Annotated in this window: 12 protein-coding genes; 6 read left to right on the forward strand and 6 right to left on the reverse strand. The window is 66.5% G+C overall.

Going from position 1 to position 17,168, the window contains the following annotated elements:
* Positions 1–22: 22 nt before the first annotated feature.
* The 3 genes from ACGFNJ_RS32845 to ACGFNJ_RS32855 all read right to left on the reverse strand — a co-directional run bounded on the left by ACGFNJ_RS32845 (position 23) and on the right by ACGFNJ_RS32855 (position 5,065).
* Positions 23–1,888 carry a Xaa-Pro dipeptidyl-peptidase gene (locus ACGFNJ_RS32845; protein WP_393457145.1) on the reverse strand — a complete coding sequence of 622 codons (1,866 nt, stop codon included), beginning with the start codon at positions 1,886–1,888 and terminating at the stop codon, positions 23–25.
* Positions 1,885–2,877 (reverse strand): M64 family metallopeptidase, encoded by a 993-nt coding sequence (locus ACGFNJ_RS32850; RefSeq protein ID WP_393457148.1) that lies wholly within the window; start codon positions 2,875–2,877, stop codon positions 1,885–1,887. The genes ACGFNJ_RS32845 and ACGFNJ_RS32850 overlap by 4 nt, the downstream gene beginning before the upstream one ends.
* A 238-nt stretch (positions 2,878–3,115) precedes the next feature.
* Positions 3,116–5,065: an ABC transporter ATP-binding protein gene (locus ACGFNJ_RS32855; RefSeq protein WP_393457151.1), complete on the reverse strand. Its 1,950-nt coding sequence runs from the start codon at positions 5,063–5,065 to the stop codon at positions 3,116–3,118.
* 201 nt (positions 5,066–5,266) lie between these two features.
* Here ACGFNJ_RS32855 and ACGFNJ_RS32860 point away from each other — a divergent pair, with 201 nt between their 5' ends.
* The 6 genes from ACGFNJ_RS32860 to ACGFNJ_RS32885 all read left to right on the forward strand — a co-directional run bounded on the left by ACGFNJ_RS32860 (position 5,267) and on the right by ACGFNJ_RS32885 (position 13,881).
* Positions 5,267–5,428, forward strand: coding sequence for a hypothetical protein (locus ACGFNJ_RS32860; protein WP_393457154.1), 162 nt, complete (start codon positions 5,267–5,269; stop codon positions 5,426–5,428).
* A gap of 183 nt (positions 5,429–5,611) precedes the next feature.
* Complete coding sequence (locus tag ACGFNJ_RS32865) at positions 5,612–6,898, forward strand: lanthionine synthetase C family protein (protein WP_393457157.1); 1,287 nt, start codon at positions 5,612–5,614, stop codon at positions 6,896–6,898.
* A 12-nt stretch (positions 6,899–6,910) separates the two neighbouring features.
* The gene (locus tag ACGFNJ_RS32870) at positions 6,911–8,152 is read left to right on the forward strand and encodes a lanthionine synthetase C family protein (RefSeq protein WP_393457160.1); all 1,242 of its coding nucleotides are present in this window, start codon (positions 6,911–6,913) and stop codon (positions 8,150–8,152) included.
* Positions 8,153–8,161: 9 nt separating this feature from the next.
* Positions 8,162–11,251 carry a lantibiotic dehydratase gene (locus ACGFNJ_RS32875; RefSeq protein WP_393457163.1) on the forward strand — a complete coding sequence of 1,030 codons (3,090 nt, stop codon included), beginning with the start codon at positions 8,162–8,164 and terminating at the stop codon, positions 11,249–11,251.
* 694 nt (positions 11,252–11,945) lie between these two features.
* Entirely contained in the window at positions 11,946–12,611 is a 666-nt protein-coding gene (locus tag ACGFNJ_RS32880; protein ID WP_393457166.1) for a dioxygenase, read from the forward strand.
* Between the two features lie 88 nt (positions 12,612–12,699).
* Entirely contained in the window at positions 12,700–13,881 is a 1,182-nt protein-coding gene (locus ACGFNJ_RS32885) for a serine hydrolase domain-containing protein (RefSeq protein ID WP_393457169.1), read from the forward strand.
* Positions 13,882–13,890: 9 nt separating this feature from the next.
* Here the strand turns inward: ACGFNJ_RS32885 and ACGFNJ_RS32890 are convergent, their stop codons facing one another.
* From ACGFNJ_RS32890 to ACGFNJ_RS32900, 3 genes are all read right to left on the reverse strand, one after another.
* The gene (locus tag ACGFNJ_RS32890; protein ID WP_393457172.1) at positions 13,891–14,490 is read right to left on the reverse strand and encodes a hypothetical protein; all 600 of its coding nucleotides are present in this window, start codon (positions 14,488–14,490) and stop codon (positions 13,891–13,893) included.
* A gap of 439 nt (positions 14,491–14,929) precedes the next feature.
* Positions 14,930–15,823 carry an aminoglycoside phosphotransferase family protein gene (locus tag ACGFNJ_RS32895; protein ID WP_393457175.1) on the reverse strand — a complete coding sequence of 298 codons (894 nt, stop codon included), beginning with the start codon at positions 15,821–15,823 and terminating at the stop codon, positions 14,930–14,932.
* A gap of 46 nt (positions 15,824–15,869) precedes the next feature.
* Entirely contained in the window at positions 15,870–17,096 is a 1,227-nt protein-coding gene (locus tag ACGFNJ_RS32900; protein WP_393457466.1) for an alpha/beta hydrolase family protein, read from the reverse strand.
* Positions 17,097–17,168: the final 72 nt, after the last annotated feature.

Consider the following 17,168-nt stretch of genomic DNA (forward strand, 5'->3'; position numbering starts at 1 on the left):
GTGCCGAGTGCTACCCGTGGAACTAGCGGGGGTTGGGCGAGATCGCGGCGTTCAGCGCCGCCTGGCCACCCACCACCGGGAGGGTGACGCGGGTGCTACCCAGGTTCACCGCGAAGCCCGGACCCGGCTTGGGCCGCAAGGTGTACTCGTTGTCGCTGGACAGCACCACCACGCCGAGCCGATGTCCCTTCGGCACCACGTAGTCGTGCGGCTGCATGGACACCTTGATCGCGTATTCCGTACCCGGGGTGATCGGGGTCGGCTTGCTCAGCGAATCACGGTTCTGCGGATCCACCCAGCCCCTGGTGACGATGCGGGACTTGCCATCGGGACCCACCGAAACGAGCAACGCGGTGACGTTGGCGGCGGGGCGCTGGAAGGACATCCGGAAGTCGACATCGACGGTGCCGCTGACGCGGAGCGAGGTCGCGGCCGGCTTGGAGAGGTAGGCAAGCCGGTTCGGTGAGCTGGGCGCGGCGACCAGGTCGGCGGCCAGTTTGGTCGCGTCGTCCTGCACGGACTCGTTGACCGCAGGGCCCGGACGGTTACCGCCAGGGACGAAACCACCGATCTTGTTGCCGCCCGCTTGGAACACCGCGGTCGCGTTGGACGCGGCGGGTGTCGGCCAGTCCGGCTCGTTCACCCACGACTTGTCCTCGCGCTGGATGGTGAGCTTCGGCTCCCGATCGATCCCGTTGTTCTGGCCGAGCAGGTACTTGCTGAACCACCGGTTCACCGTGCGCAACCATTCGTCCTTGCGCAGCCCGATCGGATCGGCGTGACCGGACTGGTGCAGCCAGATCTTATGCGGCACACCGGACTTCTTGAGCGCGCTGTACAACTGGTCAACGTTCTTGGTCTTGACGTTGAAGTCGTTGAGCCCGTGCACGGCCAGCACCGCAGCCTTGATCTTGCCTGCGTCGTTGAGGTAGTTGCGCTCGTTCCAGAACGCGCTGTACTCGCCGGTGACCCGGTCCTGATCCTGCTCGAGCTTGTCGATCACCTTCTGGCAGATCGCCCGATCGGAGCGGGTGTAGACGTACTTGGCGAGCACGTCGGTGTCTTCACCCTGGTAGGTGCCCGGCGCGACCACCGCGCCCGCCGCGCGGTAGTAGTCGTACCAGTTGCTGATCGCGGCGATCGGCACGATGGCTTCCAGACCGCGCACGCCGGTGGTGGCGACGGCGGTGGGCAGCGTTCCGTTGTAGGACACCCCCATCATGCCGACCTTGCCGCTGGCCCATTGCGCCGCAACGTCTTTGCCCTGTGCATCCCTGGCCTTGGTGCGGCCGTTGAGCCAGTCGATCGGGGCGCGCGCGCCGATCGTCTCGTTGCGGGCACCCGAGGTCGGGCAGCCGGTCGAGCTGCCGGTGCCGAGCGACTCCCCGTACATCACGGCGTAGCCGCGAGCCAGGAAGTATTCCTCGTAGGCCCAACTGATCTGGCCCGCGTTCAGGGTGATGCCCGCCGCGGCGAGTTCCTCGGCCGCGCGTCCGCGAGTGATACCGAGCGGCTGGGCCATTCGCGTGTCGGCGCCGCCGCCGGGCACGTAAAGCTCAACGTCCACACCGTGATTGGTGACGTCGTTGCCGCCGGAGAAGTACGGGCTCGCCTGGTACACCACCGGAAGCTTGCCGGTGGCGCCTGCCGGACGGACCACCTGAACGTGGACCTCGTCATCCTTGCCGTCGCGGTCGCTGTCGATCGGCGCACGCACCCAGAGGTCCTGCCGGACCGGCGCGGCGGCGCTGAACGTCGGCTGGGCCTCGCCGCCGGAAATGACCTGCCCTGCAGTCGGTTCCGCCATTGCGGCGGGCACACCGGTCAGCAGCAGTGCCGTGGCAGCGGCCGCGAGGGCAGCGCGCTGGACATGTCGGAAGGTTCTCATCGTGCTGCCCCAGTGCTCTGATCCGAAGCCACGGCGTCGACCCCCGGGCTCTTGCGCTTGATCGCTGCCTTCATCGCGTCGAGGCCGATCAAGTTGAATTCCCGGCCGAGCGCACGCATCAGCGAGTTCTCCGTCGGCCGGTAGACGCCGCGCTTGTGATAGACCGCGCCTTCATAGGTACCGACGACGCCGCCGTCGGGAGACTGTTTGCCCAGGTACTGGTACCACTTGGTGCGGTTGGCCCGCATCTGCGCCTCGGTGTACTTCGAAGCGTTGACCTCGCGTGGCTCACTGCCGGTGTAGCGGTCGTCGGGGTAGTCGTATTCGTCGGCCAGTCCGGCCATCGAGTGCCCGAGTTCGTGCATCACGATCTGTCCCGCCTGCGCGTTGCCGCCGGAGGACGTCGCGACCTTGCCGCCCGCACCGCCGTACTTGGTGGTGTTGCCCAGCGCGATCACCTGATCGACCTGCGGCGCCAGGCGCGCATATTGCAGCGCCTTCGTCTCGTTGACGCACAGCAGCCGCTCGGTGCCGCCACACCAGAACGTCATGTCCAGGGCCGTGTTTCGCATCGTCCCGCGCGGATCGTTGTCCACGCCGGACTGCTGCGAAACGACGTTGACCGCCCAGACGTTGAATGAGTTCTTGTGCGACTTGAACGGCTCGAGCTGGGCGATCTCGTTCCACCGGTTGATCGCGTGTTGCTTGTAGGTGCCCAGCTCACTCGACGTGTACCCGTCACCGACGAAGACGAGATCGAACCGCTCACTGGACGGCCCCGTCTGCTGGATTGTCACGACGTCGGCCTGCACGGCCGACCGCTGGGCAGGCGGCTGCTGCGGGACGGGCACGACAACGCGGCTGATGGTGCCGTCCGGCGCGAACACTTCCCGTTCCTCGGTCGGCGCGGCCGACCCGGTGGCCGAAGCCAGTCCGGCGAAAATCAAGGTGCCTGCCGCGATGATCGACAGGCTTCGTAACAAGGGCATGGCGAAGCTCCAATTCCACGCAATTGCCGAGCTCGTCCGATCCATTCGACGACGCGGCAACTCCGGAATCGAGGTGTGTCAATTAATGACAATTCAGGAGGGGTCGATGTCAACGAATTGCATTGTCGGACAAGTGGTTACAGATCAAATACGTCGTTATCGTAACGGAGCGAGACGCTTTTGATAACGAGTTCTGTTCCACCAAAGTATGTTTCGCGCGCCGTACCAGAAATGCAAATTAATGCCGTTCGCGGAAAGCGGCGCTCAGACGCTCGAACTGATACGCGGCAGCCTGGAGGTCGAACAGCTGCGCGTAGCTCCCCGCCAGCGCCATCAGTTCGGCGTGGGTGCCGATCTCCACGATCCGACCGTGCTCGAGCACCACGATCTTGTCCGCGTGCCGAATGTTGGCCAGCCGGTGGGTGATCAGGATGGTGGTGCGATTGCCGGTGCCGCGACCGTGCTGGCGGCTGAGGTGTTGCAGCGAGCGGAACACCGCGTGCTCGGCGCGCGCGTCCATCGCGGCGGTCGGCTCGTCGGCCACCAGAATCGGCGCGTCACGATAGAGCCCGCGGGCCACGCTGATGCGCTGCCACTGCCCGCCGGAGAGATCCCGACCTTGGGCGAAGCGGCGCGACAGCACGGTCCGGTCACCATGAGGCAGCTCGTCGAGCACCGCATCGGCACCGGATTCCCTTGCCGCCGTGGCGATCATCCTGCCGTCCTGATCGGGACGCTCGAACCGGCCGATGCGGATGTTGTCCCGCGCGGTCATCGGCCAGCGCGCCGGATCCTGCATGACCATCGCGATGTGCTGATAGATCGACTGCTCGTCGACCGTGGCGAGATCGACGCCGTCCCAGCACACCGTGCCCTGTGTCGGCAGGTAGAGGCCGGTGATCAGTTTGGCCAATGTGCTCTTGCCCGAACCGTTCTCACCGACCAGCGCGACCACATCGCCGCGGCGCAGCGTGAGATCGACACCGCAGACCGCAGGTTCGTCCTGCCCCGGGTAGGTGAACGAGGCCGCATGGAGCGTGATCTCCCGTGGATCGGCTGGTGCCAGTGTGACGGCGGGTGGCCGGGTACGCCGCTCGGTCTGCTCGAGCAGGTTGGCGTAGAACTCGAGATAGAGCAGGTTCTCGTAGAGGTTGTTGACACCGGCCATGGTTTGCGACAGCGCGGCCGCCGCCATGCGCATCGCCACCACGGCGGCGCCCGCCATGGCCAGGGGCAGCGCACCGAGGTAGAGCAGCAGGCCGAGCACACCGAATGCCATCCCGGTGCCAACCCCCGCGATGGTGCGACCGAGCAAGCGCACCCGCGCCCTTGCCAATTCGACCGTGGTCGCCTCGACGGTGAGCTGCTCGCTGATCCGCCGGTACTCGGTGAGCAGGGCCGGGCCCGCCGTGCAGGCGCGCAACTCGGCCGCGGTCTCCCGGTCGGAGAGCAGCTCGCTGGCGATCGCGGTGCGCAGATGGCGGGTCACCATCCGGACATAGGACTGATAGGCCAGCCGCGCCGCCCGCGCGGACGCCCACATATCCGGGATGACCGCCAACAGCACCAGCGGCGCGAGCACCGGGTGCAGCACCGCCGCCGTGCCCACCGCGGCGGCGACGTGGATGACGGCGCCGGACACGCTCGTGATCGCCTCGACGCAGCGCGCGATGCTGCCCATGCCCCGCTGCAGCCCCTGCCGGATCAGATCGGCGTACTCGCTGTCCTCGAAGGCGACCAGGTCGACCCCGGCGATCGCCGTGTGCGCCTTGTCTCGCGCCATCCGCTCGACCCGGGGTTTCAGCACGGCTTCCGCAGTGGTGGTAGCGCTTTCGATCAGCGCCCGGGTCGCCAACGCGGCCACCACCAGCCCCACCGATGGCAGCGCAGAGACCACGCGTTCCGGTGTCGGCCCCTGCGCGAGCAACACGGTCAGCACGTCGGCGGTGGCCAGCAGGCCGAACGCGGTGGCGGCGCCGCCCGCCACCGCGAGCACGGCAGTGAGCAGGGTCAACCGCCGTGAGGCCTGCCATGCCAGCGCGACGACCACCCTGGCGCCCGCGGGTAACGCGCGCAGCGTCCGCCACAACCCGGCGTCGGCGACCTGCTGGTCCACCGCCATCCAGGACGGCGTGCTCATCTCGTCCACACCGACGAGGGGCGCATCGGCGGAATCGGCTGTCGTCATGCAGGTCTCCGTCCTGTGCCTGTCCTACAGGCTCGCGCGGCCGCGCTCCCGATCGGCAGGGGCACGAGCCGGGAAGATTCGGGAAAACGTCCCTGGCATACCGGGCCCCGTTCCCTGTCGATGAGGAACGGCCGTGCCGCACGGTGGAAGTCGCGTAATCCGCGCTGCGGCGACCGTGCCGCGAAGGGAAAGGAAAACCACATGTCTGCTCCTGTAGACGAATTCGATCTGGATATCCGCCTCGGCGACATACCGGAGCAGGACCGGTTCACCACACCGGTCATGCGGACCAACGAATCCGTCTGCCCCACCGACGACTGCAGTAGCTACCCGATGTGCAAGACCACCGAACGGACTTGCTGAAATTCCCAGAAAGGGCTGAATGATGTCTGCACCAGTTGATGATTTCGATCTCGATATCCGGATCGGCGACGCAACCAGGATTCTCGATCCGGCGATGGCCATGAGGACCTCCGACTTCGAGACCTGTATCGACTCGCACTGTGCGACCTGCGGGTCGGCCTGCAACACCGAGCATCCGCCGCGATGCACGAAGTTCTGCTGACAGCAGCCGAACGGCCTTGGCGGAGCGCGCTTCCCGCAGATCTGGCTGCGACAGCGGTCGGCGTCTCCGTCGAGGTCGGCGAGCGGCTGTGCGATACCGGGTCCGCGGGACAAGACGCGTCGGGACGTGCGGTGCTCTTCGGTCAACTCGACCGATATCAGCCAGGCCGGGAGTGGGCCGCGCGTTCGCATGACAGCCTGGCGGCCGCCGCGCAGGCGGTCGAGCAGGCCAAGCGCGGGTTCTTCGGTTTGTTCGGCGGGCTGTGTGAGGTGGCCTTCGCGGCGGATGCGTTGTCCAGGAACGGGACTCGATACCGGCGGCTGCTCGACAGTGTGGACGGACCCATCTGCGCGTCGGCGGGTGGACTCGGCGACGCGGTCACCCGCACGCCGGCCGGTTTGCCGTTCGCTGCGTTCGACGTGATCTCCGGCATGGCGGGCATGGGCGCATATCTGTTGTGCCGCAGGGGCGAACCGCGGGTGGACACCGCGCTGCGTGCCGTGCTGACCGGTCTGGTGGCGCTGTGCGGCGAGAAGGACGGGTTGCCCAACTGGCACACCCCGTTCACCGCCATGGTCCCGGACACTCCGATGTCGCGCTCCTATCCCAACGGGGTGCTCAATTGCGGTTTGGCACATGGCATACCGGGTCCGCTCGCGGTGCTGTCGCTCGCCGAGAGCATCGGTGTCTGCGTCGCGGGACAGCAGGAGGCAATCGAACGGGTGGCGCGCTGGTTGGTCGACCATCGAGCCGACGACGAGTGGGGACCGAATTGGCCGACCGGGGTGGGGATACCGGACGCCACCGGCGTCATCGCTGCCTACGGACCGACCCACAACGCCTGGTGCTACGGCAGCCCCGGCGTGGCGCGGGCGCTGTGGTTGGCCGGAACCGTGTTGTCGGACAAGCAGCTCTGCGATATCGCGGTGGACACCATGACCGCGGTCTACCGCCGTCCGGCCGACGAGCGGCGCATCGATGCCTCGCCGGGGCTGTGCCACGGGGTGGCCGGGCTGCTGCAGATCACGCTGCGGTTCGCGCACGACACCGGTGCCGCAGTGTTCACCGACGCCGCGACCGCACTGACCGGCCAGCTGGTGCAGATGTTCCAGACGCAGCGACGGTACGGATATGCCGCCATAGCCGAAACAGGCCCGGCTACCGACGATCCCGGACTGCTGGACGGCGCGGCAGGGGTGGCCCTTGCACTGCTCGCCGCCGCAACCGACGTCCCACCGTCCTGGGACCGCACACTGCTCTTGGCCTGAAAGGGGTTGCGGATGACGTGGACGCGCGTGTTACCGGCCGCCACCGCGGCACAGGCCGCCGAGGTCGCGCGGGCGGTCGGCGGTCGACTCGCCGCGCCCGACAGCCTTCCGCCGATGCCGCACCGGCCGACTCGGCTACGTGACGGGGCGTCGGGTGCAGTCGGCTGCGCGGTGCTGCTCGGCCAATTTCCCGGTGATACTTGGGAATTGGCCGCTCAGCGGTGCTTGGCGACGGCGGTGCACGATATCGAGCAGGACGAGGCGCACCATCCAGGGCTGTTCGACGGGCTGGCAGGCCTGGCCTTCGCTACGTGGACACTGTCCCGCGGCGGTATCCGCTACCAACGCCTCCTCGCCCATCTCGACCATCTCGTCAACCGGGAAGCGCTTGCCCGCGCCCAAGCAATGACACAACAGCCGCAGGGGCTGCCCTTCGAGACGTTCGACATCATCTCCGGGCTCACGGGCATCGGGGCTTATCTGTTGCGGCGCAATACGAATCCCACGGCGCTTCGCACAGTGCTGACCGGTTTGGTGGCACTGTGCCATTGGGACGGCGAGACACCCAACTGGCACACCCCGTCGTCGTACCTCGAGCCGGGATCACCCCTGGCACAATCGCTTCCCGACGGTCTGCTCAACTGCGGTCTCGCCCACGGCATACCTGGACCGTTGGCACTGCTTGCGCTCGCCGAACTCGCTGGCATTTCCGTTGCCGGACAACGGGAATCGATCGAAACTGTCGCGCGGTGGCTCGTGCAGCAACGCGTCGACGACGAGCACGGACCGAATTGGCCCAAGGCGGTCGACCTTTCCGGCTCAGCCGCGGGCTCGCGAAACGCGTGGTGCTATGGCGGTCCCGGGGTCGCCAGAACGCTGTGGCTCGCCGGAACAGCGATCGACGATGCGGGGCTGCGCGACCTCGCGCTCGGCGCAATGTTCGCCGCGTTGCGCCGTATTTCCGACACCGAGGCCTCCCCCGACCTGTGCCACGGCGTCGCGGGCCTGCTGCAAATCACGGTGCGATTCGCGCAGGACACCTCGGACCCGCGGTTCGTCATGGCGGCGGCCGACCTGACCCACCGACTGCTCGACCTCTACCACCCCGGATACCGATTCGGCTTCCGCTGCACCGACACCGCGCCGCAGGACCGCCCCGGCCTGCTCGACGGCGCTGCGGGACCCGCGCTTGCCCTGCTCGCCGCCGCCACCGACGTGCCGCCGCAGTGGGACCGAATGTTGTTGCTGGCCTGAGGAGATGAGATGGCGACGAACCTGTACCGCGCACTGGATTGGTTGGTGGTGCGCGCCCCGCTGCTGCCGATCGAGGAATACCTTGCGCTCGGTGTCGGGTCGGACTGGCCCACCGAGGTGGCGCCGGGCACGCTGGTCCCCGCCGACCCTCGAGTGCAGCGAGCGCTCGCGGTCGGCGGCGGCGAGTTGCTGCGGGCACTGGAACGACCGACCACCGATGCCGCTGCCCGGCGGCGGCTCGCCGGGAAGTTGCAGCGGTATCTGATCAGGATGTCGAGCAGGCCGACACCGTTCGGGATGTTCGCCGGAGTCGGCCTCGCTGGCTGGGATACGCACACCGACCTCGCGCTCGCCGACGCGCCGCCGACCGTGCGCACCAGGCCGGACATGGGTTGGCTGCTCGACTTCGTGCACACCATGGAGGGACGCGACGACGTCCGCGCACAGCTGAGCGTGTGCACGAACCCGGCCGCGTTCATCCAGGCCGACCGTGTCTTCCTGAGTGAGCGCACGCCGATCGGCAGTGATGCCGAGCCGGGCCGCGCGGTCTCGCTGCGGGCAACCAACCCGGTGCGGCGGGCCCTGGAATCTGCGCGCACTCCGGTGCCTTACCGCGATCTCGTCGACGAGTTGACGCGATCGCTCGGCGCGACCGCCGCGCAGGCGGAACGGCTACTCGACCAGCTGTGCGAACAGACCCTGCTGCTCACCGATCTGCGGCCGCCGCTCACCGCCGCCGACCCGGCACGCTATGTGGCACAACGCCTCGCCGCCGTGCCCGCGGCCGCCGACGACGCGGCGGCGCTCAGTGAACTACTCGACCAGCTGGGCGACTGGGACCGCCTCGACCATGATCAGGCGGCGGCCGGCTATCCGAAGTTGATGGTCCAGGCACAGTCGGTGCACTCGGCCCCGACGCCGAAGGGGCCGTTCCAAACCGATATGGGCCTGCCGCTCGCCGGGCGGCTGGTCAGCCGGGCCGTCGCCGACGAGGCGGCGCGCGCCGCCGACCTCATGGTGCGGCTGACGTCGTGGCCCACCGGTGTCGTCCACCTCGACAGCTATCGGGAAACCTTCCTCGATCGCTACGGCGCCGACCGCGAGGTGCGGCTGCTGGAACTGCTCGATCCGGAGATCGGGCTCGGTGCGCCAAGCCATTTCGACAGCAGTAGCCAGGACAGCAGCCGTCTGCAGCTGCGGCACCGCACGCTCGTCGACCTTGCGCTCACCGCGGTCCGAGACCGCAGCCTGGTGATCGAACTCGACGCGGCGACGCTCGACATGCTGGAAGTCCAGCCGGTCGATGCAACGAAAGCGCCGTCATCACTGGATATTTCGCTGTTCGTCGTTGCCGAATCGACGAAAGCCGTTGATGCGGGCGACTTCCAGATCGTCGTCGGCCCGAATATGGGCGCCTCGGTGGCAGGCCGGGTCCTCGGCCGATTCGCCGATCTACTCGGACCGGACGCGGAAACCGCGCTGCGCGCCGCCGCCGCCGCGGAAGCCGAAGGGCGACCAGGCCGACTGTGGGCCGAGGTCACCTACGTCCCGCGACCAGGACGGCTCGCCAACGTCGCCATCCGTCCGCTGGCCAGAGACTGGGAGTTGGCATTCGACACCACCCCCGGCGCGCCACCGGACCGCGTTATCCCGTTGTCCGAGTTGGTGGTCGGCGTTCGCGACGGGCGGTTCGTGGTGCGTTGGCCGCGCACCGGACAGGAAGTCGTCGCCTGCGCCGGGCACATGCTCAATCCGCAGTCGGCCCCGGACGTGCTGCGGTTCCTCGACGAGATCAACCGGTACGGCCGAGCGATGCCGACCACGTTCGACTGGGGTCCGGCAGCCGGATTCCCCTTCGTCCCAAGGGTTCAGGTCGGCCGGATTGTGCTCGCCCCGGCGCGCTGGCGCGTGAACACCGACGATCTGGCCGCAACGTCACCGTCTTCGTTCACTGCGGCCTTCGCCCAATGGCGCGAGCGCTGGCAGCCGCCGCGCCACGTCTACCTCGCCATGGCCGATCACCGGCTGCTGCTCGACCTCGACGCACCCTCTCAGATCGCACAGATCCGGGCAGAGGCTCGTCGAATGCCCGGCGGGAGATTGTATCTGGAGGAGGCATTGCCTGCGCCGGACCAGGCGTGGCTGCCGGGGCCCGATGGCAACTACCTCAGCGAGATCGTGGTGCCGGTCGTGCGCGACACCGTCGAGCCCGCACTGACCGAAGCGCAAACCCGCACCGCCCGAACACCATCCACCGACCGACTGCGCCCGCCAGGAAGCGATTGGCTGTTCGCCAAGCTCTACCATGTCCCCACCTTCGAGGAAGATCTGCTCGCCGATCGAATCCGCGCGTTCTGCGCGCACACCGTCGCCGACGGATCCGCCGACAGCTGGTTCTTCCTGCGCTACGCCGATCCGGACCCGCACCTGCGCATCCGCTGGCACGGCACGCCCGACCAACTCGCCGACAACCTGGCCCCCGCCCTGCTGCGCTGGGGAGCCACCCTGGTGTCGGACGGTTTCTGCCGCCGGCTGTGCATCGACACCTACGACCAGGAAGTCGAACGCTACGGTGGCGCCGCAGGCACCTCGGTGGCCGAAGACCTGTTCGCCGCCGACAGTGCGGCCGTACTGGATCTGCTGCACCTCATCGACCAGCGAACAGTCGAACTGGACCGGACCATGCTCGGGGTCTACACCGTCCACGATCTGGTCACCACCCTCGGCCTGAATCCAGCAGCACAAGAAGACTTCTACCGCCAAGGTGTCCTCGACCGCCGCGCGACCTCCGACGAGTTCCGCCGCCAAAAACCCGCCCTCCGCGCAATGCTCGCGAACCCCCAATGGTTGACCGACCAACCAGGCGGCGACGCGATCGCCGCCATCCTCGCCCAACGCCGAACCCACCTGCACACCACCGCATCTCGCCTAACCGAACTCACCACCGAACTCACCCGCTCCCCCCTCGACCTCATCCGCAGCTACGTCCACATGCACTGCAACCGCCTCCTCGGCTGCGGCCACCCACCCGAACAACGAGTCCTCGGCCTCCTCTGGCGAACAACCCAAAGCCTCAACCGCGCCCCCTGGCAAAGCTGACCCCCACCCCCAAGTCACATCCGTTGCTGGACAACTGATCACGAGGCACTGGTGGCGTTGCCCTCTCGAACGATGCCGCCACCAGTGCCTCCTGATCAAGCGATCAGGAGAGCATGCCCCTGGACATGCCGACAGGGGCGGTGCGATCGGACGCACCCGCCCGTTCCTGCTGGAGCGATGTCTAGTTCGCATATTCTCCCGACAGGGAGGAAGCCGATGGCCGACCAGAAACGCAATGTCACTGCACCACACGCCGTCTCTGAGCCACATCCGTTGCTGGACAGCTGATCACCGGGAACTGGTGGCGTAGCCCTCTCGCCGATGCCGCCCACAGTTCCCACTGATCAACCGACCAACATGACCCGTCCTGGCTAGTTGCGGGGATTCCCGTTCAACTGGGAGTCGTTGGGGTGATTGCTCGGGTGCGGGGATCGTCATATCGTGAATTGTCAGTTCAAATTCGAAATATATTCGCTGGCATGATGTTTGATTGCTGACCGGTGGGCCCGGCGATACTGCTCCGGTTGGGTGATCACAAGGCCGCTCGGTGCCGAGGAATGGGTAGTCGGCGGCGTCAGGTCGACAGTGCAGTCACCTGCGAAAGCGTTCGTTTGCTGCCTACAGGCAGGCTCCGCGAACGTCGGATGGAATCCGGGCACACTCCCAACTCCAGTTCCTTTGAGGATGTCAAATCATGTCTAAATACCCCGCGGACGACGATGTCGAACTCCCCCAGGCGATTACCCGCAAACGCCTGCTGCAACTAGGTCTATTGACTGTTCCCGCCGCGGCGGCACTGACCGCCGGTGTCGCGTCGAGCAGCGGTAGCGCCAGTGCGGGTCCGCAGCCCGTTCCGGACGACCTCGAACCGACCCCGGCCTGCCATGACGGGGACGCACCCACGATCGCGCAGACCGAAGGCCCCTATTTCAAACCGAATTCACCGCTGCGGAGCGATCTGGTGATACCAGGCGCGCCGGGCACGCTGCTGACGGTGAGCGGCTATGTGTTCAGTCGGTCGTGCCGCCCGGTCGACAAGGCGCTGCTGGATTTCTGGCAGGCCGACGACGCGGGCGCCTACGACAATTCGGGCTACAAGTGGCGGGGACACCAGTTCACCGACGCGACCGGCCGATTCAGCCTGTCGACGATCGTGCCAGGTCTGTACCCGGGTCGTACCCGGCATATCCATGTCAAGGTGCAGGCGCCCAACCAGCGAGTGCTGACCACCCAGCTGTATTTCCCCAATGAGCCGCGAAACAACACCGATTCGATCTTCGACCGACGGCTGCTGATGACCGTGCGAACCGTACCCAAGGGCAAAGAAGGGACTTACGACTTCATTCTGAACTTCCGCTGACGGTCAGCCGACCTCCGACACCGCACTCGCCGCCGTGGTTGGATAATGCCTTGGTGGCGAAGGGGTTTCGCCCGGGTAGGAGGTCGTGGTGGTTGTCGAGGGGTTTGTCGAGCGCGGGTTCGAGGGGGTCCGGGATGCGTTCGGGCGGAGTCAGAGTGGGGATGAGGGTGGAGCACAACTTTGCGTCTATCGGCAAGGACGCGTTGTGGTGGATTTGTGGGCGGGACAGGATCCGGTGTCGGGGAAACGGTGGGACGCAGAGTCACTCGTGGTGTTGATGTCGGTGTCGAAGGGGCTGACGGCGACGTGCGTGCACATGCTCGTCGAGCGTGGGCAACTCGATCTCGAGGCGCCGGTGCGCGAGTATTGGCCGGAGTTCGCGAGCAACGGGAAGGCCGGCATCACCGTCGCCGACGTGCTGTCGCATCGGGCCGGGTTGTCGAGCTTCGATCCCGAATCCGGCATCGGCGCAACGGGTATGACGAACTGGGCGGCGTGCGTGGGGGCGCTGGAGACGATGGCTCCGCTGTGGGAACCCGGCACCGCGCTCTACTATCACTCCCTCACGCTGGGGTACCTCGCCGGCGAGTTGATCCGGCGGATCACCGGGAAGACCGTCGGTGAATTTCTCGCCGCCGAGATCGCTGAGCCACTCGATCTGAGTGTGTGGATCGGCCTTCCGGAGCAGGAAGAGCACCGCGTCGTCCCGCAATTCACTCGGGAGAAGTGGGCCGGTCCGGCGGAGGTGGAGAAACTGCTTGTCGGGTTGGGGATCGATGTCGGGGCGCGTTTGGTGCGCGCGACCTTGGCGACGCTCGCGACCAGGGAGGACGGGATCGCCCTGCTGAACACCAGGGAAGGGCATGCGGCGGAGGTTCCCTCGGGCAACGGGATCGGCAATGCCCGCTCCCTGGCGCGGCTGTTCGCGGCGACGATCGGCGAGGTCGACGGCGTCCGGCTGTTGACGCAACAGACCATCGACCGGGCACGGCAACCGCAGACCGACGGACTGCGCCACCCGGCACCGATGGACGTCCTGCCGGTGACGCACCGGTTCGCGCACGGCTACGGTCTCCCGCAACCGACCAACCCCATGCTCGGCGCGGGTTCGTTCGGGAGTGTCGGTACCGGAGGGCGAATCACCTACGCCCATCCCGAGTCCGGTGTCGCGGTCGCCTACACGTGTACGAACATGGGCGCGGACAACATCGTCGGCCCCGATCCGCGTTGGCTGCCGTGGACCGAGGCGCTACACGGGGCCCTCGCTTAGTCCAGGTCCTCAGCGCGGGGCTTCGCGACCGATGGCGGACTGCGCGGCGCTCCGCGGTGTGTTCACGGTGACGGTGTCGATGTGGCAGCGGCGGCCGTCGACGGTTGTCGGCTTGGTGATGGTTCCGCCTGTTCCGGTGTAGGTGAGTTCGGGAGTGAGGCAACTTTGCGTGGCTTCGTCACGGAAGGTGATGGTGGTGTCGGAGAAGACGAGTCGGTTGGCCAGCCGCGCGTTGTCCCACGGCTCGATCGCGAACAAGGCCATGTTCTGGGCTTGCTTGCGCATGTTGATCGAGTAGCGCACCGTGCCCGATTGGCCCTTGATGGTTTGCGTCCACACGCCGGTGGCCTGGTCCAGGGCGATGTCCATGTCAAGGGCCTCACCCACCTTCACCGACATCGCCGGTCCGGAGTGACAGTCGGCGTAGCGCGGGTCTCTGGAGTACACGTTGACGTACTGGCCGGAAATCCACCAGGTCGAGTAGGTCGGCGGCTGCTGGACGGGGGCGCAGGCATCACCCCAGGTGAGCACCGGCTGCAGGACGCCGAGGCCGATCGGATAGTAGTTTCGGCCGCCTTCGCGCGGCTCGAGACCTGGCCACAAAAACATGGTTCCTACCCTGGGCGGCTTGGGCGGCACCGTGAAATGTGTCTGTAGCCGGACCATCTCGTTAGCGGCTGGAATCTTGAAATACACCCGCGACTGTTGATCCGGCTCGACTGGTTCGGGTTGGGTTTTCGGTGCGAACGACGGAGGCGGCGAGGGCGGCTCCGCGGAGGAATTCGGTAGAGCAACGAAACCTGTTGCTAATACCGCGATTACGACTGCAACAAAGTGGTGAGCCTTAGCTCTGCGTATGAGATTCACACTTGCACATGGAATCACAGGGAATTGCTCCCGTGAATGCGTTCAACTGGAGAGCAACAATTATGCCGTGCAGCCTCCTCGCGCGGCTACTGCCGAAGGAATTGCCGGGTACAGCATGTCAATTCATTCGTGCGGTCTTTGCACACTCAGGGCCATCGTGTCGGCCACGGAAACACGGCCCTCAGTTCAGGTCCGCCGTGATGCGGGCGAGGGTGCGGCGGCCCAGGGCACTCATGCCCGGGTTGCTGTCGACGTAGTACCAGACCAGACCCATCGCTTGTTGAAAAGCCCAGGCCCTGCCGCGATCCCACTCCGGGTCAGCGCAGTCGAGGTCCTCGCGCAGTGCACGCCGCGGACCTGCGTCGAGCAGGTGCCAGGCGCCGACGAAATCCAGGGCGGGGTCGGCAGGCCCGAACCCGCCGACATCGATCACTCCCGCCAGACGTCCGTCGGACACCAGCACGTTTCCTGGGATCAGGTCGCCGTGGGCCATCACATCGCAGGTGGTTCCTCGCGGCAGTTCTCGCATGGAACCCCACATCTGCTGTAGCGCTGGAACATCCAGTAGTTCTTTACTGCGCTGGAAGCAGGTCTGCATCCATTCGTCGTGGGTCCGCAATTCACCCCCTCGACCTTGCCCGGCGAAAGTCCTTCCTCGGGTGTCGATTTCCCGCACGGATCGGATGAACTCGGCGAGATCCTGTGCGAACTCGATGGACTCGCCGGGATCTTCTTCGGTGGCGACCGTCCCCGTCAACCAGGTCTGCACCGACCACGGGAGCGGGTAACCCGCACCGGGTTCACCGAGCGCGACCACCTCAGGCGTTGGAAACCTAGTGCGGCCGAACAATTCCCGGGCGGCGGCTGCCTCGGCCCGCAAGTTCCGCCAGGCCGCCTCGACGTCCCCTGCCTGCAGCGGAAACCGCGCTGCAAGCCGGTCGCCGATCCGAAAGATGGCGTTGACGGTCCCCACACCCGACACCTCGCGTATCGGCAGGTCCCGCCATTCAGGAAACTGCGCCTCCACCAATTTCCGTACGATCTCCGGCGAGACAGCCAACTGGCCGAAATGCATGTTCGTCACCTCAACGACCGACCTCCGCCGTCGGTGATGATCGACATCACGGGATGAATCGCGTGCCGGGAAGGGGCGGACTGTTCACCTCGAACAGCTTGCCGTCGCCTCCCTTCAGGTGCAGGTCGAAGAACGCGCTGAGGTAGTCGCGCTGCGCGGTCAGCGACCGTGCCGGATCGATGTCACCGATCTGCTGCTGCCTCGGCTCCGGTTTCAGCAGGTCCGCGATCTGCGGCAGCACGATCTGGAGGTCGGTGAAACTGTTGTGGCCCGCATGATCGAAGTGCAGGTCACGCTTCCAGGCCTGCTGGTTGGCCCAGAACTGCTGCCACGACGGATCCAGCTCGGTCTGCATGTGCGAATGCTCCAGCGTCCTGCCCTTCTCCCGGTCCGCGAAATCCGCGCCGACCAGCATGAACGGCCGATCCACCCCGTGCTCGGTGATCGCACCGACCCGTCCGATGCTCATGCCGCCGTCGAAGTTGATCCCCGCGGCGACACGGCGATCCTGATACATCGTCTCGCCTGCGGCGTAACCGCCGAACGAATGGCCGAACATGCCCACCTTCGACAAGTCGAGTGCGCCGACCAAACCCTCTGGTAGTTGCCGGTTTTCGGCATCCGGGTTGGTGCCGTCGTCGAGCCGGGCCAACTGGTCGAGCACGAACCTGCTGTCGGCGACCCTGGCGTCGATGTCGGTCGCGAAGTACTTGTCGTCCGGCTCGGTGTTCCCGACCACCACGCGACCGCCGGGGAACTCGACGACCCCGGAGTCGTAGTTGTGCGAGATCGACACGACAACATATCCGCGACTGGTCAGATCGTCGGTGAGCCCCGCATAGAACTCCCTCGGCGCGCCGAACCCCGGCGAGAACAACACCACCGGCCACGCACCCCGCGTCCGGTCAACGGCCGCCGCAGTACGCGCCTGCCGCTGCACCCCACCCCAATTCACCTTGCCCGCAGGCAAATCCAAGAACTTCGGATCCGAAGTGCTCTTATCGATATCCTCGGCCACCCGCGGCGACATCCACGCCGCCCGCTCCCCACCCGGCAACGCCGGATAGCTGACGGTAACCATGATCTCGCGCTTGTCGCCAAGATGAAACGGATCCTGACGCGTATCCACCAAATGCAAATCGGTTGTGCCAACCGGATATTGCCCCGTCAACGACGGCAACGTCACCTTGGCCCGACTATCAGTGGCCGCAGGCGCACCCGACGAACACCCAGCAACCAAGCCGGCCGCAGCCAACCCCGCAACCACCCCCATCGCACGACCGCGCAGCCTGAACACCTACAGCCCCTCCTCAATACCGGCGGACAACTCCCATCATGATCGCAA

The sequence above is a fragment of the Nocardia sp. NPDC049149 genome, from assembly GCF_043197455.1.
Lineage (GTDB): Bacteria > Actinomycetota > Actinomycetes > Mycobacteriales > Mycobacteriaceae > Nocardia.